Annotated in this window: 16 protein-coding genes; 10 read left to right on the top strand and 6 right to left on the bottom strand. The window is 67.4% G+C overall.

Features of this window, described 5'->3' with window-relative positions; translation table 11 throughout:
* Positions 1–2: 2 nt before the first annotated feature.
* From BLS85_RS15720 to BLS85_RS15695, 6 genes are read right to left on the bottom strand one after another with little or no spacing between them, the layout of a single operon-like run.
* The gene (locus BLS85_RS15720) at positions 3–857 is read right to left on the bottom strand and encodes a MaoC/PaaZ C-terminal domain-containing protein (protein WP_092787687.1); all 855 of its coding nucleotides are present in this window, start codon (positions 855–857) and stop codon (positions 3–5) included.
* A 1-nt stretch (position 858) separates the two neighbouring features.
* Entirely contained in the window at positions 859–2,967 is a 2,109-nt protein-coding gene (locus tag BLS85_RS15715) for an acetate--CoA ligase family protein (protein WP_092787686.1), read from the bottom strand.
* Positions 2,964–4,118: a thiolase gene (locus BLS85_RS15710; RefSeq protein WP_092787685.1), complete on the bottom strand. Its 1,155-nt coding sequence runs from the start codon at positions 4,116–4,118 to the stop codon at positions 2,964–2,966. The genes BLS85_RS15715 and BLS85_RS15710 overlap by 4 nt, the downstream gene beginning before the upstream one ends.
* The gene (locus BLS85_RS15705; RefSeq protein WP_092787684.1) at positions 4,115–4,495 is read right to left on the bottom strand and encodes a Zn-ribbon domain-containing OB-fold protein; all 381 of its coding nucleotides are present in this window, start codon (positions 4,493–4,495) and stop codon (positions 4,115–4,117) included. The genes BLS85_RS15710 and BLS85_RS15705 overlap by 4 nt, the downstream gene beginning before the upstream one ends.
* Complete coding sequence (locus BLS85_RS15700; protein ID WP_092787683.1) at positions 4,492–4,935, bottom strand: PaaI family thioesterase; 444 nt, start codon at positions 4,933–4,935, stop codon at positions 4,492–4,494. The genes BLS85_RS15705 and BLS85_RS15700 overlap by 4 nt, the downstream gene beginning before the upstream one ends.
* Before the next feature lie 9 nt (positions 4,936–4,944).
* Complete coding sequence (locus BLS85_RS15695; protein WP_342729563.1) at positions 4,945–6,129, bottom strand: acyl-CoA dehydrogenase family protein; 1,185 nt, start codon at positions 6,127–6,129, stop codon at positions 4,945–4,947.
* A 76-nt stretch (positions 6,130–6,205) separates the two neighbouring features.
* Between BLS85_RS15695 and BLS85_RS15690 the strand changes: the two genes are divergently transcribed.
* The 10 genes from BLS85_RS15690 to BLS85_RS15645 all read left to right on the top strand — a co-directional run bounded on the left by BLS85_RS15690 (position 6,206) and on the right by BLS85_RS15645 (position 15,817).
* Positions 6,206–6,991 carry an IclR family transcriptional regulator gene (locus BLS85_RS15690; RefSeq protein WP_176793800.1) on the top strand — a complete coding sequence of 262 codons (786 nt, stop codon included), beginning with the start codon at positions 6,206–6,208 and terminating at the stop codon, positions 6,989–6,991.
* A gap of 34 nt (positions 6,992–7,025) precedes the next feature.
* Positions 7,026–7,946, top strand: coding sequence for an SDR family NAD(P)-dependent oxidoreductase (locus BLS85_RS15685; protein ID WP_092787681.1), 921 nt, complete (start codon positions 7,026–7,028; stop codon positions 7,944–7,946).
* 357 nt (positions 7,947–8,303) lie between these two features.
* A complete protein-coding gene (locus BLS85_RS15680; RefSeq protein ID WP_092787680.1) occupies positions 8,304–9,434 on the top strand; it encodes an ABC transporter substrate-binding protein in 1,131 nt (376 codons plus the stop codon).
* 9 nt (positions 9,435–9,443) lie between these two features.
* A complete protein-coding gene (locus BLS85_RS15675; protein ID WP_092787679.1) occupies positions 9,444–10,313 on the top strand; it encodes a branched-chain amino acid ABC transporter permease in 870 nt (289 codons plus the stop codon).
* A gap of 11 nt (positions 10,314–10,324) precedes the next feature.
* Positions 10,325–11,218 (top strand): branched-chain amino acid ABC transporter permease, encoded by an 894-nt coding sequence (locus tag BLS85_RS15670; RefSeq protein ID WP_092787678.1) that lies wholly within the window; start codon positions 10,325–10,327, stop codon positions 11,216–11,218.
* Complete coding sequence (locus BLS85_RS15665) at positions 11,215–11,982, top strand: ABC transporter ATP-binding protein (RefSeq protein ID WP_245699261.1); 768 nt, start codon at positions 11,215–11,217, stop codon at positions 11,980–11,982. The genes BLS85_RS15670 and BLS85_RS15665 overlap by 4 nt, the downstream gene beginning before the upstream one ends.
* Positions 11,979–12,695: an ABC transporter ATP-binding protein gene (locus BLS85_RS15660; protein ID WP_092787676.1), complete on the top strand. Its 717-nt coding sequence runs from the start codon at positions 11,979–11,981 to the stop codon at positions 12,693–12,695. Before BLS85_RS15665 ends, BLS85_RS15660 begins: the two co-directional genes overlap by 4 nt.
* A complete protein-coding gene (locus tag BLS85_RS15655) occupies positions 12,695–14,293 on the top strand; it encodes an AMP-binding protein (protein WP_092787675.1) in 1,599 nt (532 codons plus the stop codon). Before BLS85_RS15660 ends, BLS85_RS15655 begins: the two co-directional genes overlap by 1 nt.
* A 10-nt stretch (positions 14,294–14,303) precedes the next feature.
* The gene (locus tag BLS85_RS15650) at positions 14,304–14,771 is read left to right on the top strand and encodes a MaoC/PaaZ C-terminal domain-containing protein (protein ID WP_092787674.1); all 468 of its coding nucleotides are present in this window, start codon (positions 14,304–14,306) and stop codon (positions 14,769–14,771) included.
* The gene (locus BLS85_RS15645; protein WP_092787673.1) at positions 14,768–15,817 is read left to right on the top strand and encodes an NAD(P)H-dependent flavin oxidoreductase; all 1,050 of its coding nucleotides are present in this window, start codon (positions 14,768–14,770) and stop codon (positions 15,815–15,817) included. The genes BLS85_RS15650 and BLS85_RS15645 overlap by 4 nt, the downstream gene beginning before the upstream one ends.
* The last annotated feature ends 330 nt before the right edge of the window (positions 15,818–16,147 follow it).

The raw sequence follows: 16,147 nt of genomic DNA, 5'->3' as shown, positions 1-16,147 counted from the left end.
CATCACCTCCGATGGCGGAAACGCCCGTTGCCGATCACGATCGTGTCGCGCTCGACGGCCCGCGTGCGGAACGACCCGTCCGCCCATATCTCGGTGCGAAGGGTCTCTCCCGGGAAAACATGGGCGGTGAAGCGGGCGTCCATCGACCCGAACCGGTCGGCGTCGTAATCGCACAGCACGGCCAGCAGCGCATGGGCCGCGCAGCCGAAGCTGCAGAGCCCGTGCAGGATCGGCCGCTCGAACCCGGCGCGTTCGGCTGCCTGCGGGTCGAGATGCAGGGGGTTCGGATCGCCGTTCCAGCGGTAGAGCAGGGCCTGTTCCGGCCGCGTCGGCGTCTCGAACACGTCGTCGGGCGCGCGCTCGGGCACTTGGTGGGGAACCTTCGCCGGCCCGCCCGGTCCGCCGAAACCGCCATCGCCGCGCAAGACGATCGTCGCGTGGCAGGTGGCGAGCACGTCCCCGGTCCCGGCGTCGCGCACCTCCTTTTCGCTGTAGAGCAGCGCGCCCTTGCCCTCGCCCTTGTCGATCAATCCCACGACCCGGGTCTTCGCACGTACATCGCCCTGGGGCGGCAGCGGGCGGTGCAGCGTCATCCCCTGTTCGCCGTGGACGAGGCGCACGGCGTCAACCCCCGTGGCCGGATCGGCCAGCCAGAAGCCCGGATGCCCCAGCACGTTGGCCAGGGCGGGCATCGCGCACGCCGGGTTCGTCGCTCCGACGTAGGGAAGCTGGCGCGCGTCCAGCGGGTCCTGCCCAAGCCCCACCGACAGGGCGTAAACCGCGCTTTCCCGGAGACCGTAGGTCTGGCGCACTTCGGGGATGTCGTAATTCATCAGGTGGTCGTAATCGATCGCCACGTTAGGCTTCTCCCTCCAGTTCGATTACCGCGTCAAGCGCGTAGGCTCCTTGCCCCGTGGGCAGCGCCAGCACCGGGTTGAGGTCGACCGAGATCAACCGCTCGCCCGCGCCGGCGGCGAAAACCGACAGCCGCGACAGCATCTCGGCCAGCGCGTCGATATCGGCCGGGTCCCGCCCTCGCGCGCCGGTCAGGATCCGTGCGCCCCGGATCGACAGGATCATCTCGCGCGCCGTGTCCACGTCGAAGGGACAGGGCCGGAGCGCCACGTCGTTCAGAATCTCCACGAAAATGCCGCCGAGGCCGAAGACGGCCATCGGGCCGAAGCGCGGGTCGCGGTTGAGTCCCATCAGGCACTCGACCCCACCCGAGAGATGTTTCGCGACCAGAACGCCCGAAAGGCGCGCTTCGGGCGCGTTGCGCCGGGCCGCATCGAGAATATCCAGGTGTGCCCGGCGTACCGCCTCGGCATCGGTCAGGTTCAGCTTGACCCCGCCGATATCGGACTTGTGCGCAATGTCGGGCGACAAGAGCTTCATCACCACCGGATAGCCCAGCGTTCCGGCGGCTTTCGCGGCGGCCTCGGCATCCTCGGCGACGATCTCGGGCGCGGCCCGGATCCCCGACCGGGCCAACAGCGCCTTGGCCGCCGCCTCGTCGGGGGAAACGGACGGCAAGGCGACGGGCGACACGACGGGAGACCGCGCCGTCGGCTTCGCGCGGGCGGCGCCCATGCCGCACACCGCGTGAATCGCCCGCGCCGCTCGGCACGGATCGTCGAAGACGAGAATGCCGGCCTCATCATAGCGGTCCAGCACATCGGGCGCCCCCAGGGCGCAGAAGGCGATGATCCGGTCGGGAAACTCGGCGCGCAGGGGCCTGAACGCCTCAAGGATCACGTCGCACAGCGCGGGACTGCCCGCGACATAGGTGAGAAAACACAAGACCGCGCCATACTCGCCGTCGTTCAGCGCCGCGCGCGTGAAGCTCTTCAGAAGCGAGGGATCGTTCAGCGCCTGCGCCGTGCAGTCGAGCGGGTTCGTGGCCGAGGCGTAGGGCAGAATCCGTTTCAGCGTCGCCTGGGCGTCGTCGGGCATGGCGGGCATGGCGGGCATGGGCAGGCCGATGCGTTCTGCCTCGTCGCTGATCACGATGCCGGCGCCCCCGCTGACGGTGATGACGCCCAGCGAATGCCGATCAGGCAGGATCTTCTTGCTGGCGGCGTAGGCGAAATCCATCAGCGTTTCGGGATCGCGGACCGCGACAGCGCCGTGCGCGGCCAGCACCGCGTCGGCCACCGCCGCGTTGCCCGCCAGCGACGCGGTGTGCGACGTCGCAGCCCGCGCCCCGACGGCCGAGCGGCCGGCCTTGAGGGCGATCACGGGCTTGCCCGCCTCCCGCGCCGCGTCGAGCGCGGCGAGAAAGGCGGGGACGTCGTTGACCGCCTCCATGTAGGCGCAGATCACATCCGTCCGGTGGTTCCGCGCCATCCACGCGATGGCGTCGGCGACAGTGATGTCGGCCTCGTTGCCGGTGGTCATCAACACCGAGGTGCCGAGCCCCCTGTCGCGGGCGAGTGCGCCGAGATGGGCGCCGAAAGCGCCGGACTGGCTGGCGATTCCGATATTGCCAGGCCGTGGCAAGCCCGTGTCGAGGGACGACGAGAAGGTGCCGTAGTAGCCGATGTCGACGTTGTAGACGCCCAGCGTGTTGGGCCCAAGCAGCCGGATCCCGGCCTCCCGCGCCAGCGCCAACAGCTCGCGCTGTGCAGCTTCGCCGTCCCCTCCCACCTCGGCGAAGCCCGCGGAGAAGAGCGTCGCCACCTTGCACCCCTTCCGGCCCAGCGCCGCGATGCTTTCGGGGACCCGTTTCGCGGGCACGGCGATCAGTGCCGCGTCGGGCGCCTCGGGCAGGTCGTCGATCCTGGGATGACAGGCCAGGCCCTGAACAGTCTCCCGCTTGGGGTTCACGGGCAGGATGCGACCCGCGTATCCGGCGCGGCGCATCACCGCGATGGGACGCCCCCCGATCCGGGTGGGATCGTCAGAGGCGCCGATCACCGCGACCGTGCGGGGTGCAAGCAGCCCCTCGATGGTCGCGAGATCACTCATGCGACGGCCTCCGACGCGAGGATCGCGGTGCATTGGCTGGACAGCGTGCCGCCATTGCCGTGGCAGAGCGCCAGGTCGCAGCGGTCGAGCTGGCGTTCGCCGGCCTCGCCCCGAATCTGGGCGACCGCCTCGGCGATCAGGAACAGCCCGTACATGCCCGGATGCACGCAGGACAGCCCGCCACCGTTCGTGTTGACCGCCAGATCGCCCCCCGGCGCAATGCGGCCGCCCTCGACGAACCGGCCGCCTTCACCCTTCGGACAGAACCCCAGGTCCTCAAGGAACAGGATCGTGTTGATGGTGAAGGCGTCATAGAGCATCACGAGGTCAAGATCCGCGTGCGTGACGCCCGCCATTTCCAACGCGCGCGGGCCGCTCTCGGCGGCGGCGGTGGTGGTCAGGTTGGGCATCGCGACGATCGAGCGGTGCGTGTTCGCCGCTCCCACCCCCATGACGTAGACGGGCTTGGCGGTCAGATCCTTCGCCCGATCGGCGCGGGTCAGCACGCAGGCCGCCGCGCCGTCGGTGACCAGACAGCAATCGGCCTTGGTCAGCGGGTCCGAGATCATGCGCGCGCCCAGCACGTCATCCGCCGTCAGCGGCCCGCGCGCGAAGGCGTCCGGGTTGAGGTTGGCCCACCCCCGCGCGGCCAGCGCAACCTCTGCCAACTGCTCGCGCGTCGTGCCGAACTCGTGCATGTGGCGGCTCGCGGCCAGCGCGTAGGCGGTGATCGGGTGACGCGGACCGTAAGGGGTCTCGTGCCATTGCGGCTCGCTCATGGACACCAGCCGCCCGCCCGCCGTCCGTTGGTTCGAGCCGTAGCAGACGAGCGCCGCGTCGCAGAGACCGGCGTCGAGCGCCAGCGCCGCCTGCAGCAGGTGCATCTCGAAGCTGGACCCGCCGACATTGGTCCCATCGAAGAAGCGCGGCCTGAGGCCGAGGTATTCGACCACGCTCATGGTCGGGAACGCATGCGAACTGGTGGCGGCGAACACCCCGTCGATGTCGGGCAACGCCAGACCCGCGTCCGCAACGGCGGCCACGGCCGCCTGCCCCAGAAGCTCCATCGCCGAAAAGCCTGGCGCCTCGCCGACTCCCGCCGTCGCCATGCCCACGATCGCTGCCTTGCCGCGCAGATCCTGACTGCTCATGCCGCGCTCTCCTCGATCAGGTCGAAAACCACGCGCGGGCCTTCACCCGCGGCCTCGATGCGCGCGCGGACACGGGCGCCGATGGGCGCGGTCTCGACATCCGGCAGGGTCGACATCATCCGCACGCCTTCGTCGAGCTGGATCAGCGCAACGTTGTAGGAGCCAGACCGGCCACGAGTGACCGTGATCGCGTAGACCCGACCGGTCCCCGCCGCCGGCACCCATTCGAGATCCGTCGCCCCCGACGGCGTCGTGACGCGGGGGTAGAAGACATGCTCGCCGGTGCTTTTCGCGCGCTGGATCATGAAACGACCCTCGGTCAGGTATCGCTCGTAGGCCGCCTGCGGCCCGAGTGGCGGGGTTCCCGTGTTGCTCATTCTTGTCCTCCCTTTGTCCGTTTGCCGTTCCAGTCGATCACCATGTGCGTCTGGGTCGACATCGCGGCGATCTTGCCGTCCCCGCGCGTCATTTCGATCTGGAACACCATCACCGTGCGGCCCCGATGGAGGGGTGTGCAGCGCGCCGTGAGCACGTCGCCGACCCGCACCGCCCGCAGGAAGTTGGTCTTGCTCTCCACCGTGGTGTTCGATTTGTCCGCCGGGATGTTGATGAAGGCCGCGCTACCCGCCGCCGCGTCGGCCAGCGTCATGATCGCGCCGCCGTGCAGCACCCCGTTTCGGTTGGTCTGCGTCTCGGTCACCGGCATCTCGTAGACGACGAGATCGGGCGTGACCGACACCGGGCGAATCCCGGAATGGCGGGTGAAGGTCGAGGTGGGCGGCATCTCGTCGGGACGCCGTGGCCGTTGGTCGGTCATGCGGTCCCCTCAGGCGGCACGGGCGGCCAGGGTGCGGCGCGCGATGACGATCTGCTGGATCTGGCTGGTGCCCTCATAGATCCGCAACAGGCGGATATCGCGGTAGAGCCGCTCGATATCGTATTCGGCCATGTAGCCGGCGCCGCCATGGATCTGCAGCGCCCGATCAGCCACACGGCCGGCCATTTCGGTGCAGAAATACTTCGTGCAGGAGGCCTCAAGGATCGCCTTGCCCTCCTGGTCGTACGTCTCGGCGGTGGCGCGCACCAGGGCCCGGCCCGCCTGCAACTCGGCCTGGCAGTCGGCCAGCATGCCCTGCACGAGCTGGTGCTCGCCGATGGGTTTTCCGAACTGCTTGCGGTCCAGCGCGTAGTCGGTCGCGATATCCAGCATCCGTTGCGCCTGACCGACGGCCATCGCGCCGATATGAATGCGCCCGCGGTCAAGCACCTTCATGGCGGTGCGAAACCCGCGATTGAGCATGCTCGGCCCGCCGATGATTGCGCTTTCGGGAACGCGCACGTCTTCGAAGATCACGTCCGAGGTCGTGGTGCCGTTCTGGCCCATCTTGCGGTCGGGGCTGGCCACGGTGATGCCGGGTGTCCCCGCCGGCACGATGAAGGCGGTCAGACCGTCCGCTCCCGGCTGATCCGGATCGGTTCGGGCGATCACGGTGAAGACCCCGGCGCGAACCGCATTGGTAATGTAGCGCTTGGTGCCGTCGAGCACATAGTCCGACCCGTCGCGCCGGGCCCTTGTGCGGATGCCGGCGGCGTCGGACCCGTGGTCGGGCTCGGTCAGTGCAAACGAGGTGATAATCTCGCCGCTGGCGATGCGGGGCAGCCAATCCTGTTTCTGCTCGGGCGTGCCGTCCATGACGATCCCCTGCGAGCCGATGCCCACATTGGTTCCGATCAAAGACCGAAAGGTGAGCGAGGCGTAGCACAGCGTTTCGATCAGCTTGGCCTCCTGCGCCGCGCTCAGCCCGATCCCGCCATACGCTTCGGGCGTCGACAGGCCGAACAGGCCCATCTCCTTCATCTGCATGACGATGTCGTCGGGGATCTCGTGCTCGGACTCAACCTGGCGCTCCGCCGGGATCAGCCGTTCCCGTGTAAACCGGCCGACCGTTTCAACCAATTGCTCGAAAACATCGTTGTCCACGCCCATGGCCATCCCGCTCCTCCTCGTCATCACGCCCTTTCCGGGGCACTCTTGATTCGACAGCCGTCATTCTGTATAGTGAACATCATTCGTCATGGGAAATATCATGCCTGATGAGCTACGTCAAAAACTCGTTCCAGCCGTCCAGAACGCGGCCCTCATCCTGCGGGTGCTGGCCGAGCGCGGACAGCCGCTCGGCGCGACTCAGATCGCGCGCGAAACGGGCATGAACGTTTCCTCGGCCTTCAACATCCTCAGGACGCTGAGCCACGAGGGGCTTGTGACCTTCGACGGCGTCGCCAAGACCTACCGGATCGGCATGGGGCTGCTGGAGTTCGTTTCACCGCTCCTGGGCGCAAGCCCCGCGGCATTGATCCGGCCCGCCCTGATGGAAATCGCGCAGACCCACCAGGTGATGATCGCTTTGTGGCAGATCACCGCGAAGGAGCGGATCGTTCTGATCGACCGGATCGCCGCGCCACGCATTGTGCAGGCCTCCATCGCCCGCGAAAGCCGCCTGCCGGTGTTCGTGGGGGCGGTTGGACGTGTCTATGCGGCGGCGCGCGGATTAGACCGTGCGACGACGCGGGCCGGCTATGAGTCCGTGCATTGGCAGGCCGAGCCCGGTTTTGAGGCCTATTGGGCGGATGTCCAGGAGGCCCGCGAGACTCGCATGGCCTTCGACCATGGCAACCTCTTTCGCGGGCTCGAGATTGTGGCAAGCCTCGCCCGGGATGCCGACGGCGTCCCCCGCCTGGGATTGAGCAGCATCACCATCGCCGGCCAGCACGACAGCGAGAATCTCGTCACCGTGGGCCGGGCACTCGCCGAGGCCGGGCTGCGGATCGAGCGCTGCGTTTTCGGGCCCGGTCCAGGCCCGGGCGATCCCTGACCGCGCCCTTGAACCCTGACATCACGGAGGAACCATGTCCAAATCCAACCCCCTCGACGGCAAGGCCGTTCTCGTGACCGGCGCCGGTGGCGGAATCGGCCGCGCCATCGCCATCGAAGCCGCGAAGGCGGGCGCCAGCGTGCTGGTCAACGATCTTGGCGCGACGCTTGGGGGCGAACGCGAGAGCAGCGAGGCCGCGCAGAGCGCCGTGACTGAGATCGAGAGAGCGGGCGGCCGGGCGATCGCCAATGGCGACGACGTGTCGGACCGCGAGGGCGCGGCTCGGATGATCCGGCAGGCGACAGACGCCTTCGGCCGCCTTGATGCCGTGATCAACAACGCCGGCATCCTGAGGGACTGTTTCTTCCACAAAATGAGCTACGAGGATTTCGACGCGGTGGTGAAGGTCCATCTCTACGGCACCTTCAATGTCAGCCGTGCCGCGGCGGACGTCTTCCGCGAGCAGAAATCCGGCGCCATGATCCACATGACGTCGACCTCGGGGCTGATCGGCAACCTGGCGCAGGCGAACTACTCCGCCGCGAAGCTGGGCGTCGCGGCGCTGTCGAAATCGATGGCGCTGGACCTTGCCCGCTGGAATATCCGATCGAACTGCATCGCCCCCTTCGCATGGAGTCGCATGACCTCGTCCATCAAGGTCGACAGTCTCGAGCAGGAACTGCGCGTGGAGCAGATGAAGCTGATGGTGCCGGAAAAGATCGCCCCGCTCGCGCTCTGGCTCGCCTCGGACGCCGCCACCCACGTGACCGGCCAGATCTTCGCGGTACGCAACAACGAGATCTTCCTGATGTCGCAGCCGCGCCCCGTGCGGTCGGTGCATCGGGATGAGGGGTGGACCATCGATAGCGTAGACACCCACGCCATTCCGGCCTTGAAGGCCAACTTCCAGCCGCTGGAGGTCTCGGCCGACGTGTTCTGCTGGGATCCGGTCTGAATCACCCGACGTGCCAAAGGGGAGAAGACGGGCGCCTCCAGGCCGTCCCGGCCATCTTCTTGCGATTGGAGGCCGAGCGGGTCGACCCTGGTCAACGCGGGACCCTGTCCGTCGCGTCCCCGGTGGCCGGGCCGGTGCTGGTCCGCCCCCCCTCGGCCCCGCGCCGCAGATTTGTCGATGATGCGACAGATCGACCCGAAAGGCTTTGACATTCTCTATTCGGAATAGCATTCTCTATTCAGAAAGCGCCCATGGCGTGGAGCGAGGTGGATCGAGCGGATGCCCGCCCCCCCCGCCCCCCCTTGGGCAAACGGAGCCGTCCGGCAACGACCGGCGGCAGCACGGGAGGATGACAGCATGAACACGTTCCGGCTTTGCATAGTGGTCGCGGGCCTTCACCTCGCCACCGCCTTTCCATCCCAGGCCGCCGATCATCAGATCGGAGCGTTGTTCCCGCTCAGCGGGCCGAACGCGACGTACGGCGACATCTTCATGTCGGGCGCCGACCTGGCGGTCGACCATATCAATGCCGACGAACTGCTGTCGGGCGAGCTGTCCTTGCGCTACGAGGACAGTCAGGCCCTACCGCAACGGGCCGTGGTCGGGATGACCAAGCTGGTCAATGTCGATCAGGTGCCGTACGTGCTGTCGGCGTTCACTGGTGTCTCCAAGGCGATCTCGACCCTCGCCCAGCGCAACCAGGTGGTGGCGGTGAACGGCGGCGGCGTGGGCCCGGACCTCGCCCAACTTGGCGAATATTTCTGGAATGTCATCCCGCTCGCCAATCTGGAGGTGCGCGGGCTGGTGCCCTATCTGGTCGAGGAAGAGGGCCTGAAGAACGTCGTCTTGATTTATGTCGACGACCCGCTCGGTCAGGCGATCCGGACCGAACTGGAGACCGAATTGCCGACCGTTGGCGGCACCCTGGTCGACGCCTTGTCCGTGCCGACCACGGCACAGCAGTTCTCGGGGATCGCCGCGAAGGTGCGGGCCGCCGAACCGGATGCGGTCTACATCGCCTCCTACGGGGCTCAGCAACTTCAGATCGTCAAGCAACTGCGCGACAACGGAGTCGACGCGCAACTGGTCACCTACTCCGGCTATTCCGTGTCCGAGGCGTTGGCGCTGCCCGAGTCGGAGGGCCTGATCTACACCACCCAGAGCGTCGACTACGACTCCGATGACCCTGTCACCAAGCGCTTCGTCGACGACTACACGGCCAAGTACGGGCGCGCGCCCACCGCCTACAACGTCAACTACTACAACGCGGTGCGACTGTTCGGCCTGCTTGCCCACGCGCTCGAGGACAAGGGCCAGGCGGTCACCGGGGCGAACCTTCTGGCCGAGCGCATGGCAACGGACAGCTTCGACCTCGTCGGCGGCACGGTCTCCTTCCAGGACGACGGAACACTGGTGGCCCCGATTCAAATCAACATCGTGACGGACGGTGCCGGCCAGCCCGTCGCCACGGTCGACGTCGCTGACTGATCCGCCGCCATGCTCTGGCTTCAACTCGCCATCACCGGCCTTCAGGTGGGCGCGCTCTATGCGCTCACCGCCGTCGGTTTCTCGCTGATCTTCGGGTGCACCCGCATCTTCCACTTCGCGCACGGCGCCACGTTCGTCCTGGCCGCATACGTCTTTTATTACGTCGAGAGTCAGGGTTACGGGACGGCGGCCGGTGTGCTGGCAGCGTCCGTCGCCGCGGTGGGATTCGGGGTGTTGATGGACCGGCTGGTTTACGCCCCGATCCAGCGCCACGAGGGCTCGTTCTTCACCGTCTTCGTGGCCTCCTTCGGGATCGGCATCGCGGTGCAGAATCTGGTCGGCATGGTGTTCGGCCGCAGCTTCGTGACCGTCACCACGCCCCTCAGCCGATCGGTGGAAGTGCTGGACGGGGTTTACGTCTCGCCCCTGGCCTGGATTGCCGTAGCCTGCGCCGGCGTGTTCTTCCTCGGCCTGTGGTTCTTCCTGCGCCGCACCAACCTCGGCACGGGATTGCGGGCGCTGGCCGACAACCCGGAACTGATCCGCGTCTTCGGGCTCAGTCCGCGCCTGTTGTCGACCTACGCCTTTGCATTGGGCTCCTTCCTCGTGGTGCCGGCCGCGGTCATCACCGGAGCCACGGCGGGCCTCAACCCGGCGCTCGGCCATCACGTCATGCTGATCTCGTTGGCGGCCACCATCGTGGGCGGAATCGGCAGCATCGGCGGCGCCCTGGTGGCCGGTTTCGGCCTTGGACTGGCGGAAAGCCTGGCGCTACTCCAGTTCGACTCGCAATGGACCGAAGCGGTGACGTTCGCGATCCTGTTCCTGTTCATCCTGTTGCGCCCCTCCGGCCTGTTCGGCCGCGCCGCAACCAGTTGAGGAGGCCGCCGGTGGAAGCCTATCTGCTCAATCTGGGCGTCCTCATCTCGCTGTACGCGATCCTGGCAGTGACGCTGAACTTCATCATGGGCTACGCGGGCATCTATTCCTTGGCCCATGCCGTCTTCTTCGGGACCGGGGCCTACGCTGGCGCCTCGGTGGCCCTCAATTTCAGCGCTTCGATTTTCGTCATGGTGCCGACGGCGATGCTGTGCGCGGCCGCGCTGTCGCTGTTGCTGGCGCTGCCGGCCCTGAGGGTGCGCGGGGAGTACTTCGTCGCCGCCTCGCTGGGCTTGCAGGTGCTCGCGGTGACCGTGTTCGCCGAGTGGAAAGCGGTCACCGGCGGCATCGGCGGGCTGATCGGCATTCCGCCCGTCGACATCGCCGGCTTCGAGATCTACAGCCCGGGCAGCTTCTTCATTCTGTCGCTGGTCACCCTCGCGGCGGTGGTGGCCATCACGCGACTGCTCGTGCGCTCCAGTTTCGGGCGCAGCCTGAAGGCGATCCGCGACAGTGAATCGGCGGCTCTGGCGTTCGGCAAGAACATCGCCCTGATCAAGACCACCTCGGTGGTCATCTCCGCCGCGCTGGCCGCCATCGCCGGCTCGCTCTATGCCGCGTACATGAGCTTCATCAACGTCGAGAGCTTCATGCTCGATACATCGGTGCTGATCATGGCGATGGTCATCATCGGCGGCACCGGCACCCAACTGGGGCCGATCGTGGGCGCCGCCCTGCTGCTGATTCTGCCGGGGGCTCTCAGCTATCTTAGCTTCCTGCCGCAGACAGAGATCGGCTCCATCCAGCAGATCCTGTACGGCCTGGGCATGGCCGTGCTGATGATCTTCCGCCCCGGCGGCATCGTCGGTCGCGGGCGGGCAGAGACCGGCGAGGGCGAGGCATGACGATGAACGGCGCACGCAACGCGGGCGAGACGCTGCTGGAGATTCGCCATCTGGAAAAGCGGTTCGGCGGCGTCAAGGCGGTCGCGGACGTGACGATGGACCTTCGGGCCGGGATCGTGACCACGCTGGTCGGCCCGAACGGTGCCGGCAAGACCACGCTGTTCAACCTGATCACCGGCCACCTGCCGCGCAGTGGCGGCAGTGTTCGCTGGCTCGGCCGCGACATCGGCGGCCTCAAGCCTTACCAGATCGCCCGGCTGGGCATCGCCCGCACGTTTCAGGATCTGCGCCTGTTCAGTGAGATGACAGTGGAGGAAAACATCCTGACCGTGATGGAGCCGAACGCGCTGCCGTTCCGCCTGTCCGGTCCGCCGCTGAAGGAGCGCCGCGCACGCGCCGGGCACGTGCTTGAGCGCACCGGGCTCGCCGATAAGCGCGCCGTGCGCGCCATGGATCTCGCCTATGCCGAACGCAAGTTCCTCAGTCTGGCGCGGATCATGGCCACCGACGCCCGTTTGTGGCTGCTCGATGAACCCGCCTCCGGGCTGGACCCACACTCGTACGAACTCTTCCTCGCGCTCCTACGCGAGGAGGTGAGCGCCGGCGTGACCGTCTGCATCATCGAGCACAACCTGGACATCGTCATCGGCATCTCCGACCGCATCGCTTTCCTCGACCACGGCAGGCTCCTGGCTGACGACGATCCGAAGACGGTGCTTGAGGACCCCGCGCTGGCCGCCATCTACTTCGGAGATCGCTCATGACGGACCGGGTGGTACTCGAAGGTCGCGGCCTGGTCGTCGGCTACGGCGGCCGGCCCATCATCACCGGGCTGGACATCGCCTTGCTCGAGAACGAGGTGCTGTGCCTGATCGGTCACAACGGCGCCGGCAAGTCCACGTTGTTGAAGACGCTGTTCGGCCTGCTGCGGCCGTCCGCCGGCGAGGTGCGGGTCGATGACGCCCCGGTCGACGACGCCGAGCCTCGCGCCCTGGTCGCCAAGGGCCTCGCGATGGTGCCGGAAGGCCGCAGCGTCTTCCCGAGCCTGACGGTGGGCGAAACCCTCAGAATGGCGATGTGGGCAACCGGCCTCCCTCGGCATGAGCAACGAGTCCGGATTGAATGGGTGCTGGACATCCTTCCGGCCATCACGGAGTTCCTGCACCGCCGCGCCGGCACCCTGTCGGGCGGTCAGCAGCAGATGGTGTCCATCGGTCGCGCCCTGCTCAGCCGTCCGCGCATCCTGCTGCTTGACGAACCCTCGATCGGGTTGGCCCCGAAACTGTTCCAGGACCTGTTGCAGCCGATCCGTCAGCTTCAGAAGACGGACGGGCTGTCCATCCTGCTGGTCGAGCAGAATGTGCGCGAGGCCCTGAAGATCAGCGACCGCGTCGTTGTCATGAAGTCGGGGGCCATGATCTGGGAAGGAGTGCCCAGCGACCTCGAGGACAACCGAAAGCTGATGGAGCTGTACTGATGGACCGGGATCTGCCCCGCCTCGACGCGCTCTTGGATCCGTGGAGGGCGGCCCATGGTGACGCCGTCGTTTTCGTCGAAGAGGACGGCGGCACCGTCACCATCCGGCACTTCGATGCCCTCGTGGCCGCGACCGAGGCTTGGTTGCTGCAGGCCGGGATCAAGCCGGGCGACCGTGTGGCGGTGTGGCTGCCCAACAGGATTGAATGGTTGGCGCTGCTGTTCGCGCTGGCACGCGTCGGCGCCACGCTGGTGGCGGTCAACACACGGTACCGCTCGGCCGAACTGACCCACATCCTGACCGCGTCCGGCGCCCGCCTGCTCATCATGCAGCCGGGGTTCCGGCGCATCGACTTCCGCACCGTGGTGGCTGGCATTGACCCTGCGGGACTGCCGGACTTGAAGGCGGTCGCGATCCTGAGCGACACGGGCGAGACGCTGGAGCGGGTGCTCGACCGGCCAACAGTACCGTTCAGGCCCGTGACCGAGGCGCCGCCGCCGGGCCCCGACACCACGAGCGACCCGGCGGCGCCGCTCGTTCTGTTCACGACCTCGGGCACCACCAAGGCACCGAAACTCGTGGTGCACCCCCAGCATACGCTGGCCCGGCACTCGCTGCGGGCGGCCCACGCCTACGGTTTCGATGTGGAGGGCAGCGGCTTTTTGACCGCGATGCCGTTCTGCGGTGTGTTCGGTCTCAACGGTGTGCTGGCGGCGCTGGCCGGCCGGGCGCGGATCCATCTGAGCGCGCTCTTCGACGCGGCTGACGCGGCGGCACGGGTGGAACAGCATCGCATCACGCACCTGATCGGCAGCGACGAGATGTTCCGCCGGCTGATCGAGTGTGGCGCGGATCGCTTGGCGTCAACGCGCCTCTGCGGGTTCGCTTCGTTCACCCCCGGCCTGGGTGACCTGCTGCGCAAGGCTGCCGAACGCGGGCTGCCGCTTGCGGGGTTGTACGGGTCGAGCGAGATCAACGCCATCTTCGCCATCCAGCCGATGTCCCTGCCGCCCGAGGACCGCCTGAAGGGCGGCGGTCGCCCGGCCTCCGGCGGTGCCGCAGACGTGCGCGTTCGCGACATGGAGACCGGCGCGCTGCTGCCCCCCTTCGAGACCGGCGAACTCGAGGTCCGGGCACCAACCAACTTCACCGGCTACTACAACAACCCCGACGCGACCCGAGAGGCGGTTGATCCGGAGGGATTCTTCCGCACCGGCGACGTTGGCTACGTAAGGGACGACGGTACGTTCGTCTACGTGGCACGGCGGGGCGACGCCATCCGGCTGGCGGGCTTTCTGGTCGACCCGGCGGAAATCGAGGACGCGCTCAAGACCATCGACGGTGTGGACGATGCGCAGGTGGTGGGCGTCGAGCAGGACGGCGGGACGCGCCCGGTCGCCTTCGTCATTCCGGACGGCCAGACGCCCTTTGAGGAGCGCCGGGTGATCGACGCGGCGGCCGATATTCTGGCGGCCTTCAAGGTGCCGATCCGTGTGCTGCCGATCGACGCGTTCCCGATCGCCCAGAGCGCCAATGGGCCGAAGATCCAGCGAGTCAAGCTGCGGCAGATGGCGGCCGAATGCGTGGCGCAGGAATGAGGACACGCCCATGACGACGACACTGTATTTCGAGGACTTCCAGCCCGGCCAGGTCTTCGAGACGGTGGGACGCACCATCACCGAGACGGATCTGACCCTGTTCTCCATGCTGACCGGAGACTGGAACCCGATCCATGCCGATGCCGAGTACGCCCGCGCCACCCGCTTCGGCGAGCGACTGGTGCACGGCGCCTACGGCATCGGTCTGGCCATCGGTCTGATGCATCCGCTCGGCATCTTCGAGAAGAGCGCGGTGGCCATGCTCGGGATCGCAGACTGGCAGTTCAAGAAGCCGATCCTGGTCGGCACGACGCTGCGTCTGCGGCTTAATATCGTCGACACGGAGCGCGGCACGTCCGGTCGAACGGGCCGTGTCGGCCGCCTGCTCGAGTTGCTGGATCACGGTGGGGAGGTTGTCCAGGCTGGCCGCAGCGACGTCCTCGTCCTCACCCGGGCCGGCGCGGAGGCCAACGCATGAACGATCCGATCCGCCCCCAGGACAATGTCCGCGCTGCGGACGATCCGCTCGCGCGCCTGCCGGCGCCGCTACGCGACCGGTTGACGCTTCCCCTCATCGGCTCGCCGATGTTCATCGTCTCCGGTCCCGATCTGGTGGTGGCGCAGTGCCTGTCGGGGATCGTGGGCACATTTCCGGCCCTCAACGCGCGTGCTCCCGAGACCCTGGATGGATGGCTGTCGGAGGTGAAGACGCGGCTGGCGCAGGCCGCCGCCGCCGACCCGACGCGCCGTATCGCACCCTTCGCCGTCAACCTCATCGTGCACGCCTCCAACGACCGTCTCGCCGCGGATCTGGAGACCTGCGCCGCCCATGAGGTCCCGCTGATCATCACCTCGTTGCGGGCACCAGGCGACGTCGTGGCGCGTGTGCACGCCTACGGCGGTCTCGTCTTCCACGACGTCACCACGATCCGACATGCCCAGAAGGCGCTGGAGAGCGGCGTCGACGGTCTGATCCTGGTGTGCGCCGGGGCCGGCGGCCACGGCGGGACCCTCAGCCCGTTCGCGCTGCTGGGCGAGGTTCGGCGTTTTTATGACGGCCCATTGGTGCTGGCGGGGGCCATCACCAGCGGGCGGGCGATCCTGGCCGCCCAGGCCATGGGTGCCGACCTCGCCTACATGGGCACGCGCTTCATCGCCACCCGCGAGGCCAATGCCGCGCCGGACTACAAGGCCATGATCACGCGGGCGAGCGCCGCCGATATCGTCTATACGCCCTACTTCACCGGCGTACCCGGCAACTACCTCAAGCCCAGCATCGTCGCCGCCGGCCTCGACCCGGACGCGCTGCCCGCGCCGAGCCGGGACAGGGCTTCCTTCGGGAGCGCGCGCGCCAAGCCCTGGCGCGACGTCTGGGGCTCGGGTCAGGGGGTCGGCACGATCGACGACGTGCCGGCGACGTCCGATCTGGTGGCCCGCCTGCGGGCCGAGTATCTGGCGGCGCAGCGGCCACTGCTGGCGCTGGCGGGCCGTTACGGCGGGTCGGGCGGCGACGTCGACTCATAACACACGCAGTTCCACATGAGGTACGCGATCAGCCTGACGGCGGCGAGGCGGATCAGCGGACCCGTGTCTTGGCGGGGCGTGATGCCCCGGACTTGTTTGATTCATTTGAAGGCACGCTCCACCAGGGTGCACTGGCGGAAATTGCTCATGGAGTTGGTCAGGTGGCGGCGAGGGTTTGGCCGGCGCCTGCTACGAGACGGCAAATTTCTGCTTCGCGCAGAGCACGCAAGGCGGCCCACACCAGCCGCTTGCGTCTCGGCGGGGGGCTTTCCCTCGCCCGATTGTCCGATCTCTTAATGTGAAGACAGGGTGACGACACCGCCCGGGATC

Origin of the sequence: Rhodospira trueperi, assembly GCF_900101965.1 — a bacterium.
Taxonomy (GTDB): Bacteria; Pseudomonadota; Alphaproteobacteria; order Rhodospirillales; family Rhodospirillaceae; genus Rhodospira; species Rhodospira trueperi.
This window is presented reverse-complemented; position numbering and strand designations above follow the sequence as displayed.

Excerpts from the sequence above, each read along its gene's own strand:
- BLS85_RS15680 (WP_092787680.1), top strand. The coding sequence starts at position 8,304 with ATGAACACGTTCCGGCTTTGCATAGTGGTCGCGGGCCTTCACCTCGCC.
- BLS85_RS15650 (WP_092787674.1), top strand. The coding sequence starts at position 14,304 with ATGACGACGACACTGTATTTCGAGGACTTCCAGCCCGGCCAGGTCTTC.
- BLS85_RS15660 (WP_092787676.1), top strand. The coding sequence starts at position 11,979 with ATGACGGACCGGGTGGTACTCGAAGGTCGCGGCCTGGTCGTCGGCTAC.
- BLS85_RS15675 (WP_092787679.1), top strand. The coding sequence starts at position 9,444 with ATGCTCTGGCTTCAACTCGCCATCACCGGCCTTCAGGTGGGCGCGCTC.
- BLS85_RS15695 (WP_342729563.1), bottom strand. The coding sequence starts at position 6,129 with ATGACGAGGAGGAGCGGGATGGCCATGGGCGTGGACAACGATGTTTTC.
- BLS85_RS15700 (WP_092787683.1), bottom strand. The coding sequence starts at position 4,935 with ATGACCGACCAACGGCCACGGCGTCCCGACGAGATGCCGCCCACCTCG.
- BLS85_RS15645 (WP_092787673.1), top strand. The coding sequence starts at position 14,768 with ATGAACGATCCGATCCGCCCCCAGGACAATGTCCGCGCTGCGGACGAT.
- BLS85_RS15665 (WP_245699261.1), top strand. The coding sequence starts at position 11,215 with ATGACGATGAACGGCGCACGCAACGCGGGCGAGACGCTGCTGGAGATT.
- BLS85_RS15685 (WP_092787681.1), top strand. The coding sequence starts at position 7,026 with ATGTCCAAATCCAACCCCCTCGACGGCAAGGCCGTTCTCGTGACCGGC.
- BLS85_RS15715 (WP_092787686.1), bottom strand. The coding sequence starts at position 2,967 with ATGAGTGATCTCGCGACCATCGAGGGGCTGCTTGCACCCCGCACGGTC.
- BLS85_RS15655 (WP_092787675.1), top strand. The coding sequence starts at position 12,695 with ATGGACCGGGATCTGCCCCGCCTCGACGCGCTCTTGGATCCGTGGAGG.
- BLS85_RS15710 (WP_092787685.1), bottom strand. The coding sequence starts at position 4,118 with ATGAGCAGTCAGGATCTGCGCGGCAAGGCAGCGATCGTGGGCATGGCG.
- BLS85_RS15690 (WP_176793800.1), top strand. The coding sequence starts at position 6,206 with ATGCCTGATGAGCTACGTCAAAAACTCGTTCCAGCCGTCCAGAACGCG.
- BLS85_RS15705 (WP_092787684.1), bottom strand. The coding sequence starts at position 4,495 with ATGAGCAACACGGGAACCCCGCCACTCGGGCCGCAGGCGGCCTACGAG.